Source organism: Pedobacter sp., from assembly GCF_045627485.1.
Classification (GTDB): domain Bacteria; phylum Bacteroidota; class Bacteroidia; order Sphingobacteriales; family Sphingobacteriaceae; genus Pedobacter.
Genome location: NZ_JAZQNU010000100.1, coordinates 15,326 through 40,806, shown reverse-complemented (window position 1 = coordinate 40,806; position 25,481 = coordinate 15,326). Strand labels below are relative to the sequence as shown.

The 25,481-nt window shown below is 39.1% G+C and carries 20 protein-coding genes and 1 tRNA gene; 13 read left to right on the top strand and 8 right to left on the bottom strand.

What is annotated here, in order from left to right:
- Positions 1 to 90 precede the first annotated feature (90 nt).
- The 7 genes from ACR2F3_RS07780 (at position 91) to ACR2F3_RS07750 (ending at position 7,051) form a co-directional block, all read left to right on the top strand.
- Entirely contained in the window at positions 91 to 969 is an 879-nt protein-coding gene (locus tag ACR2F3_RS07780; RefSeq protein ID WP_432709418.1) for a cell division protein FtsX, read from the top strand.
- Positions 969 to 1,193, top strand: coding sequence for a DUF3098 domain-containing protein (locus ACR2F3_RS07775; protein WP_432709417.1), 225 nt, complete (start codon positions 969 to 971; stop codon positions 1,191 to 1,193). The genes ACR2F3_RS07780 and ACR2F3_RS07775 overlap by 1 nt, the downstream gene beginning before the upstream one ends.
- Positions 1,194 to 1,201: 8 nt before the next feature.
- The gene (locus ACR2F3_RS07770) at positions 1,202 to 1,993 is read left to right on the top strand and encodes an undecaprenyl-diphosphate phosphatase (RefSeq protein WP_432709416.1); all 792 of its coding nucleotides are present in this window, start codon (positions 1,202 to 1,204) and stop codon (positions 1,991 to 1,993) included.
- Between the two features lie 2 nt (positions 1,994 to 1,995).
- Positions 1,996 to 2,718 carry a tRNA pseudouridine(55) synthase TruB gene (gene truB, locus ACR2F3_RS07765; RefSeq protein WP_432709415.1) on the top strand — a complete coding sequence of 241 codons (723 nt, stop codon included), beginning with the start codon at positions 1,996 to 1,998 and terminating at the stop codon, positions 2,716 to 2,718.
- The gene (locus ACR2F3_RS07760) at positions 2,687 to 3,622 is read left to right on the top strand and encodes a bifunctional riboflavin kinase/FAD synthetase (RefSeq protein WP_432709414.1); all 936 of its coding nucleotides are present in this window, start codon (positions 2,687 to 2,689) and stop codon (positions 3,620 to 3,622) included. The genes truB and ACR2F3_RS07760 overlap by 32 nt, the downstream gene beginning before the upstream one ends.
- A gap of 141 nt (positions 3,623 to 3,763) precedes the next feature.
- A complete protein-coding gene (locus tag ACR2F3_RS07755) occupies positions 3,764 to 5,992 on the top strand; it encodes a cation:proton antiporter (protein ID WP_432709413.1) in 2,229 nt (742 codons plus the stop codon).
- A 21-nt stretch (positions 5,993 to 6,013) separates the two neighbouring features.
- Positions 6,014 to 7,051, top strand: coding sequence for a DUF2157 domain-containing protein (locus ACR2F3_RS07750; protein ID WP_432709412.1), 1,038 nt, complete (start codon positions 6,014 to 6,016; stop codon positions 7,049 to 7,051).
- A gap of 1 nt (position 7,052) precedes the next feature.
- On the opposite strand, the gene ACR2F3_RS07745 is transcribed toward ACR2F3_RS07750, so the two are convergent.
- On the bottom strand, positions 7,053 to 7,676 hold the full coding sequence (locus ACR2F3_RS07745) for a LysE family transporter (protein WP_432709411.1): 624 nt from the start codon (positions 7,674 to 7,676) through the stop codon (positions 7,053 to 7,055).
- Positions 7,677 to 7,685: 9 nt separating this feature from the next.
- Positions 7,686 to 10,487 (bottom strand): excinuclease ABC subunit UvrA, encoded by a 2,802-nt coding sequence (gene uvrA / locus ACR2F3_RS07740; protein WP_432709410.1) that lies wholly within the window; start codon positions 10,485 to 10,487, stop codon positions 7,686 to 7,688.
- A gap of 260 nt (positions 10,488 to 10,747) precedes the next feature.
- Here uvrA and ACR2F3_RS07735 point away from each other — a divergent pair, with 260 nt between their 5' ends.
- The 3 genes from ACR2F3_RS07735 (at position 10,748) to recA (ending at position 13,483) form a co-directional block, all read left to right on the top strand.
- A complete protein-coding gene (locus ACR2F3_RS07735; RefSeq protein WP_432709409.1) occupies positions 10,748 to 11,323 on the top strand; it encodes an RNA polymerase sigma factor in 576 nt (191 codons plus the stop codon).
- A 346-nt stretch (positions 11,324 to 11,669) separates the two neighbouring features.
- Entirely contained in the window at positions 11,670 to 12,338 is a 669-nt protein-coding gene (nth, locus tag ACR2F3_RS07730) for an endonuclease III (protein WP_432709408.1), read from the top strand.
- A gap of 131 nt (positions 12,339 to 12,469) precedes the next feature.
- On the top strand, positions 12,470 to 13,483 hold the full coding sequence (gene recA, locus ACR2F3_RS07725) for a recombinase RecA (RefSeq protein ID WP_432709407.1): 1,014 nt from the start codon (positions 12,470 to 12,472) through the stop codon (positions 13,481 to 13,483).
- Between the two features lie 75 nt (positions 13,484 to 13,558).
- Here the strand turns inward: recA and ACR2F3_RS07720 are convergent, their stop codons facing one another.
- On the bottom strand, positions 13,559 to 13,732 hold the full coding sequence (locus tag ACR2F3_RS07720) for a hypothetical protein (protein WP_432709406.1): 174 nt from the start codon (positions 13,730 to 13,732) through the stop codon (positions 13,559 to 13,561).
- Positions 13,733 to 13,742: 10 nt separating this feature from the next.
- Positions 13,743 to 14,744 carry a tRNA (adenosine(37)-N6)-threonylcarbamoyltransferase complex transferase subunit TsaD gene (gene tsaD, locus ACR2F3_RS07715; protein WP_432709405.1) on the bottom strand — a complete coding sequence of 334 codons (1,002 nt, stop codon included), beginning with the start codon at positions 14,742 to 14,744 and terminating at the stop codon, positions 13,743 to 13,745.
- Positions 14,745 to 14,800: 56 nt separating this feature from the next.
- Between tsaD and ACR2F3_RS07710 the strand changes: the two genes are divergently transcribed.
- Positions 14,801 to 19,255 carry a translocation/assembly module TamB domain-containing protein gene (locus ACR2F3_RS07710; RefSeq protein ID WP_432709404.1) on the top strand — a complete coding sequence of 1,485 codons (4,455 nt, stop codon included), beginning with the start codon at positions 14,801 to 14,803 and terminating at the stop codon, positions 19,253 to 19,255.
- Here ACR2F3_RS07710 and ACR2F3_RS07705 read toward each other — a convergent pair.
- The 3 genes from ACR2F3_RS07705 to ACR2F3_RS07695 all read right to left on the bottom strand — a co-directional run bounded on the left by ACR2F3_RS07705 (position 19,252) and on the right by ACR2F3_RS07695 (position 22,430).
- Entirely contained in the window at positions 19,252 to 20,463 is a 1,212-nt protein-coding gene (locus tag ACR2F3_RS07705) for a bifunctional 3,4-dihydroxy-2-butanone-4-phosphate synthase/GTP cyclohydrolase II (RefSeq protein ID WP_432709403.1), read from the bottom strand. The genes ACR2F3_RS07710 and ACR2F3_RS07705 overlap by 4 nt on opposite strands.
- A gap of 133 nt (positions 20,464 to 20,596) precedes the next feature.
- Positions 20,597 to 22,018, bottom strand: coding sequence for an LptF/LptG family permease (locus ACR2F3_RS07700; protein WP_432709402.1), 1,422 nt, complete (start codon positions 22,016 to 22,018; stop codon positions 20,597 to 20,599).
- Between the two features lie 31 nt (positions 22,019 to 22,049).
- Entirely contained in the window at positions 22,050 to 22,430 is a 381-nt protein-coding gene (locus ACR2F3_RS07695) for an START-like domain-containing protein (protein ID WP_432709401.1), read from the bottom strand.
- Between the two features lie 103 nt (positions 22,431 to 22,533).
- On the opposite strand from ACR2F3_RS07695, the gene ACR2F3_RS07690 reads away from it, so the two are divergent.
- A tRNA-Met gene (locus ACR2F3_RS07690) sits at positions 22,534 to 22,607 on the top strand.
- A 285-nt stretch (positions 22,608 to 22,892) separates the two neighbouring features.
- Here the strand turns inward: ACR2F3_RS07690 and ACR2F3_RS07685 are convergent.
- Positions 22,893 to 23,657, bottom strand: a complete 765-nt coding sequence (locus ACR2F3_RS07685; protein WP_432709431.1) for a DeoR/GlpR family DNA-binding transcription regulator — start codon at positions 23,655 to 23,657, stop codon at positions 22,893 to 22,895.
- A 192-nt stretch (positions 23,658 to 23,849) separates the two neighbouring features.
- Between ACR2F3_RS07685 and ACR2F3_RS07680 the strand changes: the two genes are divergently transcribed.
- Positions 23,850 to 25,436, top strand: coding sequence for a glycerol-3-phosphate dehydrogenase/oxidase (locus ACR2F3_RS07680; protein ID WP_432709400.1), 1,587 nt, complete (start codon positions 23,850 to 23,852; stop codon positions 25,434 to 25,436).
- The last annotated feature ends 45 nt before the right edge of the window (positions 25,437 to 25,481 follow it).

The window sequence follows — 25,481 nt, the reverse complement described above, 5'->3', positions numbered from 1 at the left end:
GTACATAAGGTATTAATAAGGTGCTATTGGCAAGTAATTTATTTTAGTTGCTTTAATTTTTTTATTTTCGCAAAACATAAATACAAATACATGGAAGAATTTGAAGTGAGCGATGCTTCTAAGAAGACGAAAACCATCTATATTTCTACGATATTCAGTATCACCCTGGTTTTGTTGATGCTGGGGATGTTAGGTTTAATTTTGGTTCACGCCAAAAATTTATCCAACTATGTTAAAGAAAATATTGTACTGAATATAATTTTGGATGAAGGCGCTAAAGAAGCAGATGTTCTTCAGTTTCAAAAAGAACTTAATGCCAACCCTGCCATTAAAAACACACAATATGTGAACAAAGAAGTGGCAGCAAAAAACCTTACTCAGGATTTAGGTGAAGATTTTGTTAATTTCCTTGGTTATAACCCCTTGCTATCGACCGTTGATGTATACTTGAAAGCGGATTATGCAAATAATAAAAGTATCGATGCTTTAAAAGCACAAATCGGCCAAAGTCCCGTGGTGAAAGAAGTAATCTACCAGAGTTCTCTGATCGACATGGTTAACCAGAACATCAATACCATTAGTTTAATTATCCTTGGCTTCGCAGTTATTTTATTGGTGATCTCTATAGCTCTTATTAACAACACCATTCGCCTGGCCATTTATTCTCAACGCTTCTTAATTAAAAGCATGCAGCTGGTAGGTGCAACCAAAAGCTTCATACGTAAGCCCTTTGTATTGGTCGCGGCACTTCACGGTTTAATTTCTGCTATTATAGCGGTAATCTTATTATTAGGAATTCTGTATTATGCGCAAAAGCAAATACCAGAAATTATCATACTGAAAAATTATACAGAATTTGGCTTTGTGTTAATCTTCCTTGTTGCGGTGGGCATCTTTATTACGGCCATCTGTACAGCCCTGGCGGTAAACAAATATTTACGTCTTAAAATTTACGATCTTTACAGATAATGACAAATAAAAAAACCATTCCTGGGCACCAGGACAGCAAAAATGAACTGGTGTTCACTAAAAAGAATTATCAATTACTCCTAATCAGCATTGCCATTGTGGTAATAGGCTTTGTGCTTATGATTGGAGATACCAATATTTACGATTTCAGAAAAACACTTCTGGCACCGATGGTGGTGTTATTTGGTTTTGGATTTGGGGTTTATGCTATACTTAAGAAATAGGGTATAACATGGACTATCTTCAGGCTTTTATCCTTGCTGTTATAGAAGGATTAACAGAATTTTTACCGGTATCTTCTACCGGTCACATGGTTATTGCCAGTTCCATTATGGGTATTGGTAAAGACGACTTCGTGAAGTTATTTGAAGTTGCAATACAACTGGGCGCTATTTTGGCAGTGGTTGTATTATATTGGAAAAAATTCATTGATTTCGGCAAATGGCAGTTTTATTTTAAACTCCTCATTGCGGTAATTCCAGCCCTTTTCTTTGGTTACTTATTAAACGATTTTATCGACGACACCTTGGGTAATCCTATTTTTATTGCTCTGGTACTGCTTTTTGGTGGTATTGTATTGCTTTTTATCGACAAGGTATTTAAAAATCCAACAGTGCATAATGAACAGGAAATTACCAATTTAACTGCATTTAAAATTGGGTGTTTCCAGGTACTTGCCGTTGCCCTTCCCGGTTTAAGCAGAAGTGCCGCCACTATTATTGGCGGTATGCAGCAAAAGCTGAGTCGCCAGGCCGCAGCAGAATTTTCCTTTTTCCTTGCCGTTCCTACTATGTGTGCTGCTACGGGATATAAGCTGTTAAAAGGTTATCATTTGCTGAATGAGGAGAATATAAAATTGTTACTTTTTGGCAACGTTATTGCATTTGTTGTGGCTATAATAGCCATTAAGTCGTTTATAGGATTTTTGTCAAAACACGGTTTCCGTATCTTTGGCTGGTACAGAATAATAATAGGTGTGGTAATATTAGCGTTCTATTTTGCAGATGTGCCATTGACCGTTTAATAATGATAGATAGAGAATTTAATTTTACAGAAGGCGAACTGTTACTGATCAACAAACCATATCGGTGGACAAGCTTTGATGTGGTGGGAAAGATCAGAAATTCATTAAAACCTTTGAAACTCAAGGTTGGACATGCAGGGACACTGGATCCTTTGGCAACAGGATTGCTGATCATCTGTACAGGGAAACTGACTAAACAGATTGACACATTTCAGGCCCAGGAAAAAGAATATACAGGCACGATGGTACTTGGTGCAACTACACCTTCTTATGATATGGAAACCGTAGTAGATCAGGAATTTGCCATTGATAACCTTACTAAAGAAGCTATTTATGCAGCTACTGCTCCATTTACCGGCGACATTGAACAATACCCGCCGGCACACTCTGCAGTTAAAGTGAATGGTGAGCGCTTGTATGTGAAGGCCCGTCGTGGTGAAGAAACAGAAGCCCGTTTACGCTTTGTGTCGGTTCCGGAGTTTGAAATTACCCGCATTGACCTGCCGGAAGTAGATTTCCGTATTGTTTGCAGTAAGGGAACGTATATCAGGTCGCTGGTATCCGATTTTGGCAAACACCTGAACAACGGCGCCTATTTATCTAAACTAACCAGAACAAGAAGTGGTGAATTTAGCCTAACAAACGCATTAGAGGTTGCCGATCTGGTGGCTTTTCTAAAGAACAAGAAAGAAATTGAAAATATACCAGCACCTATCGGAGTTTAAGAAACTAGCCAACGCTGTAGTCACCATCGGCACTTTTGACGGCGTTCATTACGGTCACCAAAAGATCGTGAAGCGGCTTTGTGAACTGGCAAAGGAAACTGGCGGTGAAAGTGTCATCTTAACGTTCTTTCCACATCCGAGGTTAATCCTCGATCCGGAGAACCAGAACTTAAAAATGATAAACACAGTTAAACAAAAAGCCGAAATATTGGCAAGTTTAGGTGTAGATCACCTCATTATCATTCCTTTTACACGTGACTTTTCGAATTTAAGCGCCAAAGAGTACATTAGGCGGATTCTGATAGATACTATAGGCATGAAGTACATTATTGTTGGTTACGACCATCGTTTTGGGAAAGATAGAAAAGGCGGCATGCCTGAACTAGAGCTTTATGCTAGAGAATTCGATTATAAAATTGAGCTTATCAAAGAGCAGGATATCAATGATGTTGCCGTAAGTTCAACTAAAATACGGCAGGCTCTGTTAAAGGGCGATGTAGCACTGGCTGCTGAATACCTGGGTTATCCTTTTTCTATTGAAGGCCGGGTAGTTAAGGGTGATAAAATTGGCCGTACTATCGGCTACCCGACAGCTAACATTTTTGTTGAAGAAACTTACAAACTCATTCCTTCAGATGGGATTTACGCTGTAAAGGTAGATATGGGCGACGAAAGTTACCGGGGCATGGCTTACATTGGCCAACGGCCAACCATAAACGGCATGACCAGAAATATAGAAGTGAATATCTTCGATTTCAATAAAGAAATTTACGGGCAGACGATTGTAATGACCTTTCTACAGTTTTTACGTCACGACGTTAAATTTACCGGTTTGGAAGCTTTAAAGGAACAGCTTCATGAAGACAAACAAAATACTTTAGCTTATTTTAAACAATTGAAATAAACGTCCTGCAACCTGGGGCTTGTAATTAAAATCAATTTTTTTGTATATTTAACCTCACGAGGTAGTTGCTTTTTGCGTTCTTGCAAATCGCTTGCATGCTTACTTCCCATACCTATTAGCTTTTTCATACGAATAACGAGCATGATACATCTTCCCGAACTGATTAGTGACTTAGGGTTAATACTTGCTGCCGCAGGAATCACTACTTTATTATTTAAAAAAATTAGACAACCTTTGGTATTGGGTTACATCCTGGCGGGCTTACTGGTTGGTCCACATGTTGATTTTTTTCCAAGTGTTGCTGATCTGGAAAGTATTACCATCTGGGCGGAGATTGGGGTTATTTTCCTATTATTTAGCCTGGGCCTGGAATTTAGTTTTAAGAAATTGGTAAAGGTAGGCGGTTCATCGTCCATCACAGCCATTGTTGAAGCCGTATTTATGCTGAGTGTTGGTTTCCTGGCCGGGAAATTAATGGGCTGGGAGACCATGGACAGCATATTTTTAGGGGGATTACTTTCGGTATCTTCTACCACCATCATTATCAGGGCATTTGATGAGCTAGGTGTAAAACATAAAAAATTTGCAGGTTTAGTTTTCGGGGTGCTCATAATTGAAGATTTAGTTGCCATTTTAATGTTGGTATTGCTCACTACGCTTGCTGTTAGTCGGCAATTTGCAGGAGCAGATATGCTTATTTCCATCCTTAAACTAGCCTTTTTTCTGGTACTTTGGTTTATAGGTGGTATTTTTCTGGTTCCGTCGTTCCTAAAAGCTACAAAAAAACTAATGAACGATGAAACGATGCTCATCGTGTCCATCGCCTTATGTTTATTAATGGTCATTCTAGCCGTGCAAGTAGGCTTCTCCCCAGCCCTTGGCGCCTTTATTATGGGCTCTATTTTAGCAGAAACTACACAAGCAGAGCGCATTGAGCATTTAACAAAGTCGGTAAAAGACTTGTTTGCCGCCATATTTTTTGTGTCGGTAGGTATGTTGATCGACCCAAGAGTGCTTGTGGATTACGCAGGTCCGATTGTGATAATTACTTTCGTTACTGTTTTTGGTAAGTTTATCAGTTCCAGTCTTGGCGCGCTGCTCTCTGGGCAGCCTTTAAAAACGTCAATACAGGCAGGCCTGAGTTTATCTCAAATCGGTGAGTTTTCTTTTATCATTGCAACATTGGGTTTGACCCTAAAGGTTACCAGTGAATTCCTATATCCGATAGCGGTAGCTGTGTCGGCGATTACCACTTTTACCACTCCCTACCTAATTAAACATTCTGAATATATATACACACAGATTGAACGTCTGCTTCCAAAGAAATGGATTGCCGGTATGAACAGATATAGTACAAGTACTGCAGGCATTACAACTTTAAGCGATTGGAAAGTATTCCTGCGGGCTTACACATTCAGTGTCATTGTGCATTCCGTCATTCTGTTTGCACTCGTGCTTTTAGGCTCCCGTATTTTGCAACCCTTTATTGCAAAAAATCTAATTGATGGCCAATATGGCACCATTGTTAGTTTACTGCTAACCTTAATGGTTATGATTCCCTTTTTATGGGCACTTGCATTAAGGCGAATAGAACGCAAGGCTTATAGCAATTTATGGCTTAATAAAAAATACACCCGTGGTCCACTGGTGGCACTCGAAAGTTTACGGGTAGGACTCGCAGTATTTTTTGTAGGTTTCTTGATCTTCCAATTCTATAATACCTGGATCTCCGTAGGCGTAGCCGTTGCATTGATTATTCTTGTGATGACGATATTTTCAAGAAGACTGCAGGCATTTTATACAAGATTGGAAACCAGGTTTTTACACAACCTAAATGCCAGAGAAGAGCAAAAGAAACAACCGGAAATTTTACCATGGGATTCCCACCTGGTGGAACTTCATATTTCGCCAGAATCGAAATTGGTAGGAAAAACCCTAATGGAACTTGCCATCAGGGAGAAATATGGTGTAAATATTGCAATGATTGAACGCGGGAAAATTATTATACCTACCCCAGGGCGGGATGAGAGATTGTATCCGCATGATAAAATTCTTGTTATTGGTACCGATGATCAGATTGCGTTAGTACAATCCTTATTTGAGGGGCAGGAAGATGAAGTTGAAGACGTTGCCTTCCCTAAAAAAGATATGACCTTACAAAAGGTGGTTATCAACAAGCAATCGCCAGTTTATGGGTATAGCATCCGTAATTCAAAAATACGTGACATTACCCAGGGATTAGTGGTGGGAATAGAGCGGAAAGGCGAAAGAATATTAAACCCTGACTCAGACCTAGTGTTTGAGGACGACGATATTGTTTGGATTGTTGGGAATACCAAGAAGATTCCTGATTTACTTAAGAAAGCCTAAATTATTTATCAATTCGTTTACATGAAACTAGACCAGGAGAAAAGCGAGTTTTTGGACCAAATGCTTCAGCAATGGCAAGAACAGCAACTGCTGACTGAAGAACATGTTGTGAAGTTAAAAAACAGCTATGAGACCAAAAGTTTCGACTGGCGGAGGTTAGCGCAATATTCATTTTGGATAGCCATGGCTTGCGGAGTAATTTCGTTAGGGGCTCTGCTATTAGATAAGGATATTCTCACCTACCTGGAAAAACTTTACGATACTCCAGACGGGTTGATTAGCCTGCTTTCTGCCGTGGTTGCAGCAATTTTATACTATACCGGATTTAAACGCAGCCGAACGCACTATATGCAGGTGTTTAGCAACGATGCATTAATTTTTACGGCAGTGATGTTAACAGCGAATGCCATAGCCTATTTAGGAAAGGCTATTGGTAATAACGAATCGCATTTTTCAATACTCATTTTGTTTTCCGTCATCGTTTATGGCGTGCTTGCCTTTGTGTTTAAATCCAGGTTAATCTGGACCTTTGTATTAATCTCCCTCGGTGCCTGGTTTGGCACAGAAACTGGTTATCTCTCCCGCGGGGACTACTATTTCCTGGGATTGAATTACCCCTTACGTTTTGTTTTTTTTGGATTAGTGCTAACTGCCACTGCACTTTTGTTAAAGAACAAGCCTAAATTCAGGCTGTTTTATGGTACTACTTATATAGGCGGCATGCTTTACCTATTTGTGTCGTTGTGGCTTATTTCTGTTTTCGGAAATTATGCCTCTATTGAAGAATGGTATAATGTAAGACAGATAAACCTTTTTTACTGGGCCATCCTATCAGCGATTGCATGTTTGATCAGCATTATTGCTGGCCTAAAATATAGAGATGACATAGCCAGGGAATTTGGGATCACCTTTTTATTTCTAAACCTTTACACCCGTTATTTTGAGTATTTCTGGGATACCTGGCATAAAGCACTGTTTTTTTGCGTGCTTGCCGCATCGTTCTGGATTATAGGACGCAGGGCAGAAAAAATATGGAATGTCGAGTTCCTAAAAAAGTAACTTACGATTTGATAAAGTGCACATAGATTACTTTTATGAGGTGATAAGCCGACAAAGAAAAAAACAGAATGGCAATACTTTTATTGATCAGGTAACTACTCAACGCAAATTTTTCCTTGATATAGGTAGCAAAGCGTGCGAAACCATACAAGGCCAAAGCGGCACCGATACCTGAGCCGATGCTGAAAATGGTTAAAGACAGGTAACCTATATCGATCCACTCATGGGAAATAAGATAAGTACCCACAAACAACCAGTAAGGGACCTGCATTGGATTTAAAACACCAAGTACTAAACCATAACGCACACTATCTTTACTGCTGTAATCAGCTTTTGGCATTTCCTTTCTAGATTTCCAGGTAATAAGCCCTAAAATCAGAAACAGAAACACCATAATCACATCTATAATGTTGTCCAATTCTAAGCTTAAGGAAAGCCATTGAACAAAGCGCATCATGAGCAGGGTAAATACTACTTCGACAGCACTCAAAGTAGCGATAAAGTAGAATGCCTGTTTGATACCACGATTTATCGTAATCTGCACCACAGTGAGGTTGATATTACCAGGCGGAATGTAGCCAATAGCATTGAGCACCAGCCCCAATAAAAAAGTTAAAAAAAGCATCACCAAATATTATTTCAAATGCTCTTTTAAATATTTCGCCGTATAGGAATTGCCAGCTTCAACCAATGCCTCTGGAGTTCCTTCAAATACCACTTGTCCACCCTTATCACCACCTTCAGGGCCAATATCAATCACCCAGTCTGCAGACTTGATCATGTCCATATTGTGTTCAATCACAAGGATGGTATTGCCTTGCTCAATCAACGTATTCAATGCAATGAGCAGTTTCTTAATGTCGTGGAAGTGCAACCCTGTAGTCGGCTCATCAAAGATGAACATCGTTTTATTGGCGTTATTCCCTTTAATAAGGAAGGAAGCCAGTTTAATCCGCTGCGCTTCACCACCTGACAAGGTATTTGACGATTGCCCCAAATGAACATAACCCAAACCCACATCTAATAAAGGTTGCAGCTTGTTAAGAATCTTTGGTTCTTTGCTGAAAAATTCAACCGCTTCTTCTATGGTAAGATCAAGAATTTCTGAAACATTTTTTTCCTGATAAGTGACATCAAGCACCTGTGGTTTAAATCTTTTGCCACCGCATGCCTCACATGGCAAGTAAATATCGGCCATAAACTGCATTTCGATCTTTACTTCCCCCTCACCCTGGCAAACATCGCAACGGCCACCTTCTACGTTAAACGAGAAAGCAGAAGGTTTTAAGCCCGCGGCTTTTGACGCTGGTAAGGCTGCAAATAAAGCACGGATATCATCCCATGCTTTAACATAAGTAACGGGGTTAGAACGTGATGAACGGCCAATAGGATTTTGGTCTACCATTTCGACCTGGCTAACCAGCTCGAGGTTTCCAAAGATACCATCGTAAACACCTGTTTGTTCGCCAGCGTAATTGCCAATGGCTTTTTGTAACGCCGGAAAGAGTATTTTCTTGATTAAGCTGGTTTTACCAGAACCGGATACACCACTGACCACTGTAAATATACCCAGGGGAAACTTAACATCAATGTTCTTTAGGTTATTTTCGCGAGCGCCTTTTATAAGCACATGGTCATTCCAGCTCCGCCGACGCTCAGGTATCGAAATACTTTCTTTACCACTTAGGTACCTCCCCGTTAAGCTTTTTTTGTCTTTTATGATTTGCTCATAGGTTCCGCTAAAAACCAGGTTACCACCATGAGTACCAGCTTCTGGACCAATATCAATGATATGATCAGCAGCTTTCATCATCTCCTCTTCGTGTTCTACCACAATAACAGTGTTACCCACATTCCGTAAAGACTTAAGAACACCGATTAATTTATTGGTATCTCGGGGATGCAGGCCAATACTGGGTTCATCTAATACATAAATGGAACCCACCAGACTGCTGCCCAGAGAAGTGGCCAGGTTGATTCTTTGGGATTCGCCACCCGACAACGTATTTGACAAACGGTTTAAAGTAAGATAACCCAAGCCGACATTATTAAGGTATTCGACGCGGTTAAAAATCTCTGCAAGCAAACGCTTGGAGATCTTTTCATCGGTTTTAGACAGGTTAAGGTTTTCAAAGAAATTGAGGATCGTTGAAAGCGGCATTAAGACAATGTCAATGATCGACTTTTCTCCAATCTTTACGTATGATGCATCTTTACGCAACCGAGACCCTTTGCAATCCGGACAGATTGTTTTACCGCGATAGCGCGATAGCATGACCCGGTATTGGATTTTAAAAGTCTGCGTTTCAAGCTCTTTAAAAAAGGCATCCAGTCCACCAAAATATTTATTACCCGTCCACAACAAAGCCTTTTGCTTCTCTGTAAGTTCATGGTAAGGACGGTGAATAGGAAAATCAAATTTATCTGCTGTGCGGATCAGTTTATTAAGCCACTCGCGCATTTTTTCGCCTCGCCATGGCGCGATAGCACTATCATATACACTTTTACTCTTATCAGGTATAACAAGGTCCTCATCAATCCCGATAACGCTGCCATAACCCTCACATCTTTTACAAGCACCATATGGATTATTGAAACTAAAAAAATTAGGAGTAGGTTCTTCGAACCTTATACCATCTAATTCAAAGCGGTCGCAGAAATGGGTTGTTTCACCATCATGCTCCACGTAGCAATCACCTTTACCCTCGAAAAAGGCTGTTTGAGCTGAGTCAGCTATTCTACTTAATGTTTCTTCTTCTTGATCCACAACGATACGGTCAATCATGATCCGGATATTGGTTTCACTAGTTAGCTCTTCGTCTACGAAATCTTCATCTTCCAGAATAGCTTCAATTTTTCTTATCTTTCCTTCAAACAATACCCGGAGAAAGCCTTTTTGTAGTAATACAGCCAGTTCTTCTTTAATGGTTCTGTTATTATGCGGATATAATGGACAATAGATAGTGACTGTGCTACCCGCTACGAGTTTGGAAATGTAGTCGACCACCGTACTCACTGTATCTTTTTTAACCAGTTTGCCGGATTCCGGAGAATAAGTTTTGCCGATACGGGAAAACAATAGTTTCAGGTAGTCATAAATTTCAGTAGAAGTTCCTACAGTAGACCGGGGATTAGAGGTAATAACTTTTTGCTCAATAGCAATAGCTGGGGCAATACCCTTGATGTAATCCACATCAGGTTTATTCATTCTACCCATAAACTGTCGGGCATAAGACGACAAACTTTCTACATAACGTCTTTGGCCTTCAGCATATAAGGTGTCAAAAGCAAGGGAAGATTTGCCTGACCCGGACATCCCTGTAATGACGACAAGTTTATTCTTTGGAATAGCAACATCGATGTTTTTGAGGTTATGAACTCTGGCACCTTTTATGATTATATTTTTATGTGGATCTTTCTCTGTTTCCTTAGTCATTGTTGTTGGATAGAACTGCAAATATACCCCGAATTTTATAGATGATTATTTTTTGAGAATGTAAAATTAAGTATATCAGTAGCTTTTTATTTTTTTTAACACATTTATGGTTGATTTGTAAGAAAAAAGTGCTTCTTTTGAAAGAATTAACCACAACAATTGAACCATCATCACTAACCAACAAAAGGAGAAAGACTATCGATTAAACAACTACTAAATATTTTAAAGCAAACAGCAGGGAATTTAGTATTGACACTCCTATGAAATTACAATTAAATAGTGATCAGGAATTGGTGAAGTTATACCTCAACGGTGATGAATCCGTTTTGGAAGAACTTCTTCGAAGACATAAATCCAAAATATATACCTCTATTTATTTATTGGTCAAAGATCAATATCTAGCAGAAGATATATTTCAGGAAGCCTTTATTAAGGTAATTAACACACTTAGATCTGGCAGATATAATGAAGAAGGCAAATTTTTGCCTTGGGTAATGCGAATTGCACATAACCTTGTTATAGACCACTTTAGACGCGAAAAGCGTGCACCGGTAATTACAAGTGCCGATGGAACTGATATTCTGAACTTGTTGCAGATCCATGAGGATAGTGCTGAAGACAAGATTCTAAAAGAACAGACATATACAGATTTGAGGGAGATGATCAGGCTCTTGCCAGATGAGCAAAAAGAGGTTTTAATTATGCGTCACTACGCAGACCTCAGTTTTAAAGAGATTGCCGATCTAACCGATGTTAGTATTAACACAGCATTGGGCCGTATGAGGTACGCACTGAGCAATTTAAGGAAGATGATGAAAGTTAAAGAGGTGAGCTAATTGCCACACGAAATTATGTTTTTTAAAATTGTTGTGTAGGTTAAAATAAATAGCAAACTGCTGCGTTTAATAGATAAAACAAATCAGCCTTATGCTTATGGTAACAACCTCTACTTCAACCCACAAAACGGATCATTATCGTCAAAACGACCAACTTTTTAAAGGAGATTTTGATGAAAATGACAATTTCTTTTATGACAATCTCAAGAAAGAACTGGATTCTTTATCCCGGGAACCTAGTGATGAAGTCATAAACAAAATCTTAGCCTACGCCAAGGCGAAGTAAATAACAAAGCTGCCTTATACAAGGCAGCTTTTTTTTATTCCGCTATATTTATATTTGCAGATGCTTAAAAAAGAAAGGTACAGAGAATTTGTAAATCATTTTTCAGTTAAACAACCAGATGCAGTAACGGAGCTGGATTACCATAATCCTTTTCAATTGTTAATTGCCGTCATCCTATCGGCGCAGTGTACCGACAAAAGAGTTAATATGGTTACTCCTGCCTTGTTTGAACGCTTCCCTAACCCAAAGGCACTGGCCGAGGTTACACCAGATATCGTATTTGATTATATTAGAAGCATAAGCTACCCAAACAATAAAGCTAAACACCTTGTTGGTATGGCAAAAATGTTATTGAACGATTACAATAGCGAAGTGCCTTCAGACATCAATGAACTTCAGAAATTACCTGGTGTTGGACGAAAAACAGCCAATGTGATTGCTTCTGTAGTCTATAATGCGCCTGCCATGGCAGTAGATACACATGTATTCCGTGTGGCTAACCGAATTGGTTTAACAACCGGTAAAACGCCTTTGGCAGTGGAAAAAGACCTTGTGAAACATTTACCGGAACACACCATACATATTGCGCACCATTGGCTGATTTTGCATGGCAGATATGTTTGCGTGGCACGTTCTCCTAAATGCAGCATCTGTGAGATTACTCATCTATGCCGCTATTACGAAAGACTGTTTAAAACTAAGATTGTTAGTGAAAAAGAAACCAAATAAATAATACTTTACCCGATCATTTTTTATAATCAAATATTTCCGTATTTTTGCTAAAATAGTTAGCACTATAATTAATTTGATAGTTGTAATAAAGAATAAATATTTTATATTTAAGAACAAAACTTAACGAGATGAACCCAAACACAGACAAATTAAAAGCATTACAACTCACCCTTGACAAGCTTGAGAAATCTTACGGAAAAGGGGCCGTGATGAAATTAGGAGACCAAGCCATTGAGGCCGTTGAAGCTATTTCTACAGGCTCTATTGGGCTTGATATTGCTTTAGGCATTGGTGGCGTGCCAAAAGGCCGTGTAATTGAGATTTACGGGCCGGAGTCATCAGGTAAAACTACTTTGGCTACCCACATTATAGCAGAAGCCCAAAAGTCTGGTGGTGTTGCAGCTTTTATCGATGCGGAACATGCTTTTGATAAGTTTTACGCTAAGAAATTAGGTGTTGACGTAGAAAACCTGTTGATTGCTCAGCCAGACAATGGTGAGCAAGCGCTGGAAATTGCTGATAATCTGATCCGTTCGGGAGCTATAGATGTGATTGTAATTGACTCTGTTGCTGCATTGGTTCCAAAAGCAGAGATTGAGGGTGAAATGGGAGAATCTAAAATGGGCTTACAGGCACGTTTGATGTCGCAAGCCTTACGTAAACTTACCGGAACAATTGCAAAGACAGGATGTTGCTGTATTTTCATTAACCAACTGCGTGAAAAAATTGGAGTGATGTTTGGAAATCCAGAGACAACAACTGGTGGTAATGCATTAAAATTTTATGCTTCAGTACGTTTAGATATCCGTAGAACTTCACAGATCAAAGATTCGGACGAAGTATCTGGTAATAGAATTAAAGTAAAGATTGTTAAAAACAAAGTTGCACCACCTTTCAGGATTGCCGAGTTTGATATTATGTTTAACCAGGGGATATCTAAAGTTGGGGAAATTATTGACATCGGCGTGGATTTCAATATCATCAAAAAAGCTGGATCATGGTTCTCTTACGGAGAGACCAAATTAGGTCAGGGAAGAGATGCCGTGAAACAATTGTTATTGGATAATCCCGAATTGGCAGATGAAATCGAAGCGAAAATCAGAGCTGAGGTTTCAGGTGAAAAACTAGAAGAAAAATTGTAAAACTTTCATCTCACGTTATATAAAAAATGGCTGCTCCCTTACGGAAGCAGCCATTTTTATTACCAGCCTAAAGTGCTACATGTATTTGGCATCGATATATAAGGCCACCAATAAAGTGGCTAAAATAGCTAACATAAGCACCACAACACCTAAAGTGTTTTTACGTTTGTCCTGTTTAAGTAACCAAACAATAAAAGCGGTATAAGGAACTAACATTAGTCCTATAAAAAATATGCTCATTGAATTCATATCGTGTGTTTTAAAATTCCATTCGGGCTGCAGGAGAAACATCCTGGCCCACAAAATCGTTGTTTAAATATTTATGGTAGCCGGCAATGGCAATCATTGCCGCATTATCTGTACAGTATTCAAAAGCAGGAATAAACACATTCCATTGTTGTGTTAAGGCGAGATCCTTCAAAGCATTACGTAAACCTGAATTAGCAGACACCCCCCCGGCAATAGCCACGTCTCTAATGCCGTATTCCTTGGCGGCCTTTTTAAGTTTATTTAGCAAGATGTTAACAATGCTATGTTGAACGGAAGCACATATATCATCTATGTTTTTAGAAATAAAATCAGGGTCAATCTTTTCCTGGTCTCTGATAAAATAAAGTATGGCTGTTTTGAAACCACTGAAGCTAAAATCCAGACCTTTAATTTGAGGCTCTGGGAACTTGAAAGCAAGCGGATTTCCTTTTTGAGCATGCTTATCAATCAATGGGCCCCCAGGATAAGGAAGTTTTAGAATTTTGGCTGTTTTATCAAAAGCTTCGCCTGCGGCATCATCCAGGGTTTCGCCTACAATTTCCATTGAGGAGTAATCTTTAACAAGCACAATCTGGGTATGTCCTCCAGATACTGTAAGACATAAAAAAGGAAATTGCGGTTTGGGATCATCAATAAAGTGCGCTAATATATGGGCATGCATATGATTTACAGCAATAAGTGGTAAATCTAGGGCTAGGGCAAAAGATTTTGCGAAAGAAACCCCTACTAATAAAGAACCTAAAAGTCCAGGGCCTTTAGTAAAAGCTACGGCATTGATTTCATTTTTATTTACTTTAGCATCGATTAATACTTGCTGTATAACTGGCACAATATTTTGTTGATGTACTCTGGAAGCTAATTCCGGTATTACCCCACCATAATTTTCGTGAATAGTTTGGTTCGCAATAACATTGGCTGTAATTTTACCGTTGTTACAAATAGCAACTGAAGTTTCATCACAAGAAGATTCGATAGCAAGTATTACTGACACGTTTAAATAATTTAAGCTACAAAAATATCAAAAAACTATTACAAATACTTCTTTGGGTGATCGCATCAATTTTATTGTTGTTGTGTATCGTGATATTCGCGCTTCGTTTTGAACGCGTACAGACTTATGTAGCAAAAAAAGCAGCAGCCTATTTATCCAAGGAGCTTGGAACTACCGTGTCCTTAAGCAGCATCTATATAAAGCCTTTTAAATCTCTTGTGCTTGAAGACCTTGTAGTACTGGACCAGCAAAAAGATACCATGCTGAACACGCCCAGATTTTTGGTGGATGTTAACAAATTCTCATTAAAAAAACGGGTAATAGACCTTAACTCCGTACAAGTTAATGATGGAGCATTTTACCTCAAAACCTATAAAGACGGCACGACTAACCTGGCCTTTCTAGTCAATTATTTTAGTTCCGGCGCTACCAAAAAAGTAAAAAAAGAAAAGAAACCTTTCGATGTCAGTTTAAACACAGCAATCATCAATAACTTGCGTTTCCGTTACAAGAACCAAAAAGTAGACACTATCATGAAAGGTGTCAATTTTAACGATATCGACCTGACAAATCTAAATGGAATATTTGACGGATTCAATACCAAGGACCACTTCCTTAAAACCAATGTAAAAAACCTGACTTTCAAGGAGAAAAGCGGATTTTACCTAAAAAACTTAACAGCAATAACCACAGTAGATTCAAACCGAATCGAACTCAGCAAACTGTTATTAGTAACTAACCAAAGTCGCCTGACTGATTATTTCCAGCTTTCGTATAATAAATTCGGAGATTTCAGTGATTTTTTCAATAAGGTACGCATGAAAGCGAGCTTTAAAAACAGTCACCTTGATTCGAAAGACATATCATATTTTACATCTGCATTGCGGGAAATGAACATTAGCATTGATGTGGATGGAGATGTGAGTGGCTATGTGAACAATTTGCGTGCAAAGGGCCTGAGCATTAAAGCAGGTAAGGCTACCTATATCACAGGAGATTTTCTAGTTAAAGGCCTTCCGGTACTCAGTGAGACTTTTATGGACCTGAAAATTGAAATGGCTGGAAGCAATAAGAAGGATCTGGATGAACTGTTAAGTCGTACGACTGGGAAAAAGATAAAACAGGTTCCAGTTATCATAGACAAATTTGGAAACATCAATTTTAAAGGAAGTTTCACAGGTTTTCAAAATGATTTTATTGCCTACGGGGAATTCAAAACCAAGTTAGGACGGGTCGTTTCTGATGTGAATATGAAAATTGATAAGGCAGGTGTTCCCTCCTATTCGGGTTACGTTAAAACTTACGATTTTAATCTTGGCAATTTACTAGATGAAAAAGCATTAGGAAGGGTAACTGCGGATGTCAATATAAAAGGTCGCGGCATGGAGATTAACAACCTTACTGAAAAAATTAGTGGTAAAATTAAGTACATTGATTTCAACCAATACCGCTACAGTAATGTGAATATTGACGGAACATTTGAGAAAAAGTATTTTGATGGCCGGCTAACGATAGACGATAAAAATGTTAACCTAATTTTTGATGGCGGAGTGAATCTAAATTCAACTTTGCCAGTTTTCAATTTTACTGCAAGCATTAGAGAAGCAAGACTCAGGTCTTTAAACCTGACCAATGATTCCCTGCAAATTGACGCAGATTTTACCACTAACTTTTCCGGCAACAACCTCAACAATATCCAGGGAAATCTATCCATTAGCAATATTAGATTAAATAATGTAAAGGGCATCTATAATATAGATTCTGTGCAGCTTACCGCCCAGGGAATTGGTATTGACCGGGCATTAACCATTGAATCAGATATATTAGATGCCAGCATTAAAGGTCAGTACGACCTAAATAACCTTCCTTCTTATTATAAAGCCCTGGCAAAAGCATACATCCCATCTTTAAACACCCATATTGAGAACTATGGTACGCAGAACTTCCAGTTCAACCTAAAAGTCAAACATTTCGAACCGCTCTCTCACCTGTTAATTCCTGGTTTAGAAATAGAAGATGATGCCATTTTGATTGGTGACTTTAATTCTGAAAAGAAAATAGCTACACTCAATGGCTTTATCAGAAAACTTACTTACAAAGGAGTGGTCGTGAACAACATCATTATTGATGAAAATACAAGTGATCAACAGTTACATGCTATTATTACCTCAGACCGCGTAGATCTTAACGATAGTCTGTACATTAAAAACGTCAATATTTCAAATATAATCAGGAATGATAGTTTATTGACCAACATTAAACTTTCAGATGCCGATGATGTAAATAAGCTGGATTTAAATGGTCTGGTAGAATTTGCAACAAACAATACTGCACGCATTAGCGTATTACCTTCCCTATTAACAATTAACCGGGAAGAATGGGAGATACAGGAGAAAGTCCAAATTAATTTTAATGAAGGGAAAACAGAAATTAAAAATTTTGACTTGACTAACGGGGAACAGCAACTCTCTATCAACGGTTTGATTTCTAAAGACCCTACAGACTTACTCGCAATTACCTTTAAAGATTTCCAGCTAAAAACCCTTAACCCTTTTGCAAAAGGATTTGGTGTGAATTTAGGTGGACGGTTAAATGGGAAAACTTCACTTTATGGAATAACAAGTTCAATTAGGGTTTCTGACGACATCCGTATTGATTCCTTAAACTTCAATGATACTTATATTGGCTCCCTTACCGATACATCTTCGTACGACCGTACCGGGAATGTAGCTAATGTATATACCAGCATTTTAGCGAATAATGAAGAAACGTTAAATTTAACAGGCAACTTAGATCTGAACGAAAAGCAAATCGACTTGACGGTGAAGTTAAAAAACAGCGAAATGGCAATACTTGCTCCTTTCGTAAAAACATTGGTAAGCGATTTAAAAGGAAAAATTACTACAGATCTGCGTATTAACGGCCCATTTAGCAAACCTGAAATTAACGGAGATATTGCTTTAGATAATGCACAGCTTACAGTCAATTACCTCAAAACGAATTACACCATTTCTGATAAAGTCTCGGTTAGAAACAGCGTAATTAATATCGACAACCTTGAATTGCGGGATATTGGAGGCAACAAAGCACAGGCAAACGGAACTGTTGATCTAAACAACATTAGCAGGCCTGACCTAGACATTGTTGTTAAGTCATTGGATTTTATGGCCTTAAATACTACGGCAAAAGACAATCCGCTTTATTTTGGGCAGGCCTACGCCACAGGTACCTTTGTTTTTAAAGGGCCAACAAATAGAATGTTTATTGGGATTGATGCAAAAACTGAAAGTGGTACTGTGTTTAACCTGCCGCTAAACAGTTCAGAAACAGTGAGCTCAAAAGATTTTATCACCTTTGTGAGCAAAGACACCACCAAGGTTGAAAAGAAACAGACAAGCTTTGATGGATTGACCATGAGCTTTAACCTGGTGGTAGATGCAAATAGCACCGCTAATATTTTTACTACCCTGGGTAAGCTTAGTGGTAAAGGCAATGGCAATTTAAACCTCGAAATTAACAGCCTGGGCGACTTTGAGATGACCGGTGATTATGTTATAGAATCAGGTAGTTTCGATTTCACGGCTCAGGAAGTGATCAACAAAAAGTTTACCATCCGGCAGGGTGGAAGTATCCGTTGGACAGGTAATCCCACTGCTGCACAGATTCAATTAAAAGCCATTTACTCTTTAAGGGCCAGTCTTGACGATTTGTTTTCTGCGGCCAATCGGGCGGAAACGAATAGCAATTCGGGAGATCGGGTACTTACAGAAGTGGAAATGGGTCTATCTGGTCTACTCTTAAAACCGGATATTAAATTAGATATTTTCTTCCCTTCCAATCCAGCTATTAAAGAAGATTTACAGGCTTATTTCAGTGATCCGAACAACCTCAACCTTCAAGCCTTTAGTTTAATCATCCGCAGGAGCTTTGCTCCAGGAAATGGTAAACAGGATTTGGGGAAACAATTGACATCTGGAGTAGCAAGTACCGCTACAGAATTATTGTTTAACCAGTTTAACAATGTCCTGTCATCACTTAACCTGGACTTTGTAGATATTAACATCAGATCGTTTAATGAAGCCAATGCATCATTCAAATTCTTCAATGACCGGGTAATTTTAAATGCTGGCATTGTAGATAGGAATAGTACCAGCGATCTATCCATAGGTTTTAATAATAATAATGTGGGTGGTGAAGTAGAATTGCTTGCCCTGCTCAAAAAGGATGGCTCGCTGGTGGGTAAACTCGCTAATAAACCTCCAACACAACAGAGTATCTTTTTAAACAGCGGTATCAACCAGAATAACAATGTAACTGCGCTTGGGCTGATCTATACCCAGCAGTTTGAAAATTTCAGGGAGTTTTTACAGAAAATGACCGGGCAGTATAAAAAGAACCAGCGTAAATTGAAAGAAGAGGAAGATGCTAAAGCAGCAAAACAGCTCCAGGCTAAGGAAGCTGTTTTGAAGGAAGAAAATGAAAAGAATAAGACTAAAAAGATAAAGGGCTAACCTTTCATAATTTGGTGACCCATTTTGTCTCTCTTTGTTTTTAAGTACGATTCATTATGTATATTACTTTCTATTTCTATTGCAACGTTTTCAACAATCTCCAAACCATACCCTATTAATCCGGCTCTTTTAGTAGGATTATTTGACATCAATTTCATTTTAGTTACACCTTGTGCCCTGATGATCTGTGCGCCTACACCGTAGTCTCTTTCATCACCTTTAAAACCTAACTTAATATTTGCTTCAACGGTATCGAAACCAATATCCTGCAAGTTGTAAGAACGCAACTTATTAACCAGACCAATTCCTCTACCCTCCTGGTTCATGTAAACGATCAGGCCTTTTCCAGCCTTCTGTATCATTTCCATTGATTTATGGAGTTGCGGACCACAGTCGCAACGGCAGGAACCAAATATATCACCTGTAACACAAGAACTGTGTACACGAACCAATACTGGTTCGTTTTCTGCCCATTCGCCTTTACTTAATGCTAAATGCTGCGCAGCGGTGTCAATTTGAGTATAAGCCGTTAATTTAAAATCGCCCCATTCTGTAGGTAAGTTAACCGTCACTTCGGGTATAATCAGGCTTTCGTTGGCTAAACGATAAGCAATAAGGTCTTTAATAGAAATAATTTTCAACTGGTGCTGAGCAGCAATCTTCATTAAATCAGGTAAACGAGCCATTTCTCCGTCGTCCTTCATAATTTCGACCAATACGCCAGCCGGAGCTAAACCAGCTAACCTTGCAAGGTCTACACTAGCTTCAGTATGCCCCGAACGGCGAAGCACACCTCCATGTTTAGCACGTAGTGGGAAAATATGTCCAGGTCTTCCTAATTCATCAGGATCAGTATCTGGATTGACCAGTGCCTGTATTGTTTTAGATCGGTCGGTGGCAGAAATACCAGTAGTACAACCATGGCCAACTAAATCTACAGAAACAGTAAAATTAGTTTCATAAGCAGCAGTGTTCTTTCCAACCATTAATTCAAGTCCGAGTTCATCACAGCGCTCTTCTGTTAAGGGCACACAAATCAATCCTCTGCCATAAGTAGCCATGAAGTTTACCAATTCGGGAGTTATTTTTTCGGCAGCAGCTACGAAATCACCTTCATTTTCTCTATCCTCATCGTCAACTACAATAATCAGCTTGCCAGCTTTAATATCTACAATAGCATCTTCTATTGTGTTCAATTTAATTTCCATTTTTAAATGTTCTTGACCAATGGTGTAAATGTGCACCAATGGCTACTATACAAAGTTACAATCTTCGGTGTAATTAATGTCCTTAAAATATCATTAATAGCTATTACAACTTGTATACAGGAGTTAACGGATGTTATTTCTTTTTGAAAAGATTCTTGATCAGGCCTTTGTAGTAGGTAGTGTCAAACAGCGCCGAATCAACAGTCGCTTTATAGGTTAAAAATGCACCCAGCGGACTTAACACAATAATCGCCATCCAAATACCCAACGCCGGATTAATCGTACCTTGAATCGCCGATTTTTCACTCACTGTAGATATAATGTGATAAATCAAAAAGAACACCACCGCCATCACCACTGGTAATCCTAATCCGCCTTTTCTAATGATCGCACCCAGTGGGGCACCAATAAAAAACAACAACAGACATGAAGCTGCTAATACGAATTTACGCTGGTACTCAATTTTTACTTTTACATAATTGCGGAAGACATCTTTATGTTCGGGAATTTTGCCGGCGGTAGATTGTTGAATAGACGTGACCTGGTCTAAAGCGCTTTGAGATATCGCCAGACGCTGGTCTTCGGGAAACATATTAATAACTTCGCCTTTAATAACCTTCGCAGGCACTTTTATCTTAGTATACCCTTTTGTATAGTTGTTTTGTTTATAGTAGCTTCCTATGCTTGTTTTTGCGAAATTATTGATACTGTCAGTAACCCTGGCGAGGGAATCCTCTTTTTTAACTAATCCTTTCAGGTTAAGCATTTGTGTGTTCGACCGAAAACTGTTTTCGTCAGTGCGGTTCATTTTGAAACTGGAAAAGTCAAACTTCTGCTCAGTTTCTTTAAAGCGCATTCTATAGAGTTCCTGACGGGGATTGTAGTAAGCAGTTTTACCGGTCTTCTCTTCATACCTAACACCATCGTTGAGCTTTAGCATCAGGTATTGGTCGTCACTGGTTTTATACATCTTGCCGTTCTTGGCCATAATCACTTTAGCAATGCCGCTGGTTGCACTATGATCGTAGATCATAATACCTTCAAGGGAGATTCCGTCTTCCCCCTTTTTATCTACACGGATCGAATATCCCGGAATACTGTTATTAAATACACCTTCTTTAATTAAAAAAGACAGTTTTTTATTACGCACATCCCAAAGCAGGGAACCAAACTTTAAGTTGGCTTTAGGCAGGATGTAGTCGGAAAATAAAAAGGAACTGAAAGCCATAATCACGATGACCATAAACAGCGGCCGCATGGCCTTTTGAAGGGATACCCCCGCCGACTTAATTGCCACCAGCTCGTAGTTTTCACCCAAGCTACCGAAAGTCATAATTGACGATAAGAGTACTGAAAGTGGCAGTGCCATGGATACATTGGCTGCCGATGCATATAACATCAACTCGAGAATGACATACCACTCGAAGCCTTTACCGATTAAATCATCAACGTATTTAAACAGGAAAAACATCAGCAAGATGAACATCACGATAAAAAACGTGGCGATAAACGGCTTAATGAAAGCTTTGACTAAAAGTAAGTGTATCTTTTTCAATATACAAAGGTAGTCAATGCGCGGGAATTATTTAAGCGCCAATTACACTGAGCAAATAGGTTATTTGGTTATCCCAGATTGACGTACGTTCCGCAATGGTTTCAGCGGTAGCAAAGTCGGTAATGCTCAAGGCGACATCGTTGGTTAAGTCGTCCTGAACAATTTCCATTTCGAAATAACAATGTGGTTCGTCATCAATCCACTTAAATTTAACAAGTTTATTTTCTTTTATGCTTAACAGCTTTGCTTTCTGCACTTCGTCGTCCCAGGTAAAAGTAAACACCTGATCACGAAATATCACATCATCTGCGAACCACTGAGACAGGCCGTTAGGCTCGCTAATAAAACTAAACAAAATACGCGGAGATGATTTCATTTCGTATTCTAGTGTGAACTTTTTCTTTTCTGACATCTCTAAACCCTTATATTTTGACTTAAATGAATAATTTTGATGATTTATTTCTAAAGAAAGCGAAATTATTCTATATTTGCAACTCTTTAAAAAATAAGAATACGGCGGGGTAGCTCAGATGGTTAGAGCGCAGGATTCATAACCCTGAGGTCGGCAGTTCGATTCTGCTCCCCGCTACTCTTAAACAGCGTTTCTTCTCTCTGTCTTGTTGATGAAACAAACACAATAATCACCCATCAAATCTTGAATTTCTAGAAGCACAAAACAAGTCTTACCTTGTTGTTTTTCCGGCGATGATTACAATGGTAACAATACGAAACAAAGTGAACATCTACAAAATTCAGGCGTACCTCTTCTGTGAAACGCTATTCGTACAGCCGTCTTTTAGTGCTTGATCCATCAATTATTTAATGGGCAAATGCACCGGAAAACCTAACCTATCCTAAATATATATTTCCCGGTTTAAGTAATCGACACTTTAATTCCCAAGGTCTCAAATGCTTTTACGGTTTGGTCCGAAATTCCACTGTCGGTAATAATGTGATCAACCTGCTCTATTCCGCAGATCTTCCCAAATCCCCGTCTTCCAAATTTCGTTGAATCAGCAAGCACAACAATTTTCTGAGAGGCTGCAATCATTTGCCTGTTCAGGTGCGCTTCCAACGCACTGGTTGTGGTGAGTCCAAATTCAATATCTATCCCGTCTACACCTAAAAATAGTTTGCTGCAGAAAATGTCATTCAGAATGTTTTCTGAATATGGGCCAGTTACAGATGAAGATGACTTACGGAGCAAACCACCAAGTTGTATCACTTCTATCTGTGGTTGCTGCATTAATTCTAAGGCCACATTCAATGCAGACGTAATAACGGTGACCGCCCCTTTTGGTTGAATATTTCTTGCAAGTGATAAAACGGAAGTACCTGAAGCAATGATAATGGAATCATTTTCCTCAATTAAGGTAGCTGCAAGAGCGCCAATTCTGTTTTTCTCTGCACTTTGCAGATGTTGTTTTTCGTTTACTGGCCTATCCGCAGCATAGGGGTTATTGAGCGTTGCACCTCCGTGTGTTCTGTATAGTAAATTTTTATCTTCTAAAAGTTTCAGATCCTTACGAATGGTTACTGAAGAAACGTCTAATTCTTTACATAGACTCTGAACATCTAAACGTCCATCATTTTGAATCTTGGTTAATATATATTGATGTCTCTCGGCAATGCTAATCATATGTTTCCTTAAATAGAAGCATAAGTTACCCATAATTTTCATTTTTCAAGCCTTTTAGTAACAAATCTAGGGAAATAATACATGATCATATAATTTCCTTTCGTTTGTAAATATATTATCATTAGTTTCGTTTAAAGAAGTGTTTGATATCAAACGAAATCAACTGAAACTATACGTTAAAACATACAAAAAATGATATTTAGCAGAGCCGGCTCTATCAGTGCTATACAAGAAGAAAAGGAATGGGATGTGATTATTATTGGTGGCGGTGCCACAGGGTTGGGAACTGCAGTTGATGCAGCAAGCAGGGGCTATCGCACATTATTGGTTGAACAGTCAGATTTTGCTAAAGGTACCTCCAGCCGAAGCACCAAATTGGTGCATGGTGGGGTAAGATATCTTGCTCAAGGCGATATTGCCTTAGTATATGAGGCATTACATGAAAGAGGCTTGTTATTAAAAAACGCCTCTCACTTGGTTCATGATCAAGAGTTTATTATCCCTACATACGACTGGTCTTCAAAATTAATGTATTTAGTTGGCCTGAAATTCTACGACCTCCTTGCAGGAAGAAGCGGCTTTAGAAAGTCAGCCTGGTTAACCGCAGACAAGGTGCTGGCTGCTATTCCAGGTTTGTCAAAAAAAGCGCTGATTGGCGGTGTTAGCTATAGCGATGGACAATTTGATGATTCCAGACTGGCAATCAACCTTGCGCAGACAGCTGCTGAATATGGTGGTGTGCTTTTAAACTATATGCGTGTAAACTCGCTAACAAAAGGATCGGATGGTCGTGTAAATGGTATTATCACTGAAGATTTAGAAACCGGAGAGTCATTTAAGGTTTACGGCAAAAGTATTATTAATGCCACAGGTGTATTTGTTGACGATATTTTAAAGATGGATGTTCCTGCAGGAAACGCTTTAGTGCGACCGAGCCAGGGGGCACACATTGTCTTGGATCGCTCATTTTTAAAGGGCGACACTGCATTGATGATTCCAAAAACAAGCGATGGCCGGGTTTTATTCGCTGTACCATGGCATGGAAAGGTATTGGTGGGCACAACAGATACCCCACTCGATGCCCATAGTATGGAGCCTAAACCACTAACCGAAGAAATTGAATTTATTCTGAAAACCGCGGGAAATTATCTGTTAAAAAAACCTCGTCATCAGGATATTTTATCCGCCTTTGCTGGTTTAAGACCACTAGCAGCGCCGGGTAAAAACACCGGTAGCACAAAAGAAATTTCCAGAAGCCATAAGCTTATTGTAAGCGATTCGGGGATGATCACCATTACGGGTGGCAAATGGACAACCTATAGAAGAATGGCCCAAGATACAATAGACAAGGCAATTGCCTTGGGTCAACTTCACCGTGTAAAATGCATCACAGAGAAAGTTAAAATCCACGGTGCTCAGGAAATAGTAGAACAAGGAGAATTTGCTTTCTATGGCAGCGACGCGGCCAAAATTAAGAAGTTGATGAAAGACGATGCACAGTTGGCACAGCCGCTTCATACTGAATCAAGTTTGGTAAAAGCTGAAGTTATCTGGATGGTCCGTAACGAAATGGCAAGAACGGTTGAAGACGTCCTGGCACGTAGGCGCAGAGTTTTATTTCTGAATGCCGAGCTGGCTGAGAAGCTTGCTCCTGCTGTAGCCGAAATCATGGCAGTAGAACTAGAAAAGGATATGGAATGGGTAAGTGCTCAGTTACAGCAATTTAATGAGCTCGTGGCGCAATACCTTTTAAAATACCAGGAAATCCCTTCACATTAAGTTAACGAAAACTTTAACAACAGTATATATAATAACATTGAACTT

Excerpts from the sequence above, each read along its gene's own strand:
- ACR2F3_RS07755 (WP_432709413.1), top strand. The coding sequence starts at position 3,764 with ATGATACATCTTCCCGAACTGATTAGTGACTTAGGGTTAATACTTGCT.
- ACR2F3_RS07770 (WP_432709416.1), top strand. The coding sequence starts at position 1,202 with ATGGACTATCTTCAGGCTTTTATCCTTGCTGTTATAGAAGGATTAACA.
- ACR2F3_RS07680 (WP_432709400.1), top strand. The coding sequence starts at position 23,850 with ATGATATTTAGCAGAGCCGGCTCTATCAGTGCTATACAAGAAGAAAAG.
- nth (WP_432709408.1), top strand. The coding sequence starts at position 11,670 with ATGCTTAAAAAAGAAAGGTACAGAGAATTTGTAAATCATTTTTCAGTT.
- ACR2F3_RS07775 (WP_432709417.1), top strand. The coding sequence starts at position 969 with ATGACAAATAAAAAAACCATTCCTGGGCACCAGGACAGCAAAAATGAA.
- recA (WP_432709407.1), top strand. The coding sequence starts at position 12,470 with ATGAACCCAAACACAGACAAATTAAAAGCATTACAACTCACCCTTGAC.
- ACR2F3_RS07685 (WP_432709431.1), bottom strand. The coding sequence starts at position 23,657 with ATGATTAGCATTGCCGAGAGACATCAATATATATTAACCAAGATTCAA.
- ACR2F3_RS07745 (WP_432709411.1), bottom strand. The coding sequence starts at position 7,676 with ATGCTTTTTTTAACTTTTTTATTGGGGCTGGTGCTCAATGCTATTGGC.
- ACR2F3_RS07780 (WP_432709418.1), top strand. The coding sequence starts at position 91 with ATGGAAGAATTTGAAGTGAGCGATGCTTCTAAGAAGACGAAAACCATC.
- ACR2F3_RS07705 (WP_432709403.1), bottom strand. The coding sequence starts at position 20,463 with ATGGAAATTAAATTGAACACAATAGAAGATGCTATTGTAGATATTAAA.
- ACR2F3_RS07750 (WP_432709412.1), top strand. The coding sequence starts at position 6,014 with ATGAAACTAGACCAGGAGAAAAGCGAGTTTTTGGACCAAATGCTTCAG.
- truB (WP_432709415.1), top strand. The coding sequence starts at position 1,996 with ATGATAGATAGAGAATTTAATTTTACAGAAGGCGAACTGTTACTGATC.
- uvrA (WP_432709410.1), bottom strand. The coding sequence starts at position 10,487 with ATGACTAAGGAAACAGAGAAAGATCCACATAAAAATATAATCATAAAA.
- ACR2F3_RS07735 (WP_432709409.1), top strand. The coding sequence starts at position 10,748 with ATGAAATTACAATTAAATAGTGATCAGGAATTGGTGAAGTTATACCTC.
- ACR2F3_RS07720 (WP_432709406.1), bottom strand. The coding sequence starts at position 13,732 with ATGAATTCAATGAGCATATTTTTTATAGGACTAATGTTAGTTCCTTAT.
- ACR2F3_RS07695 (WP_432709401.1), bottom strand. The coding sequence starts at position 22,430 with ATGTCAGAAAAGAAAAAGTTCACACTAGAATACGAAATGAAATCATCT.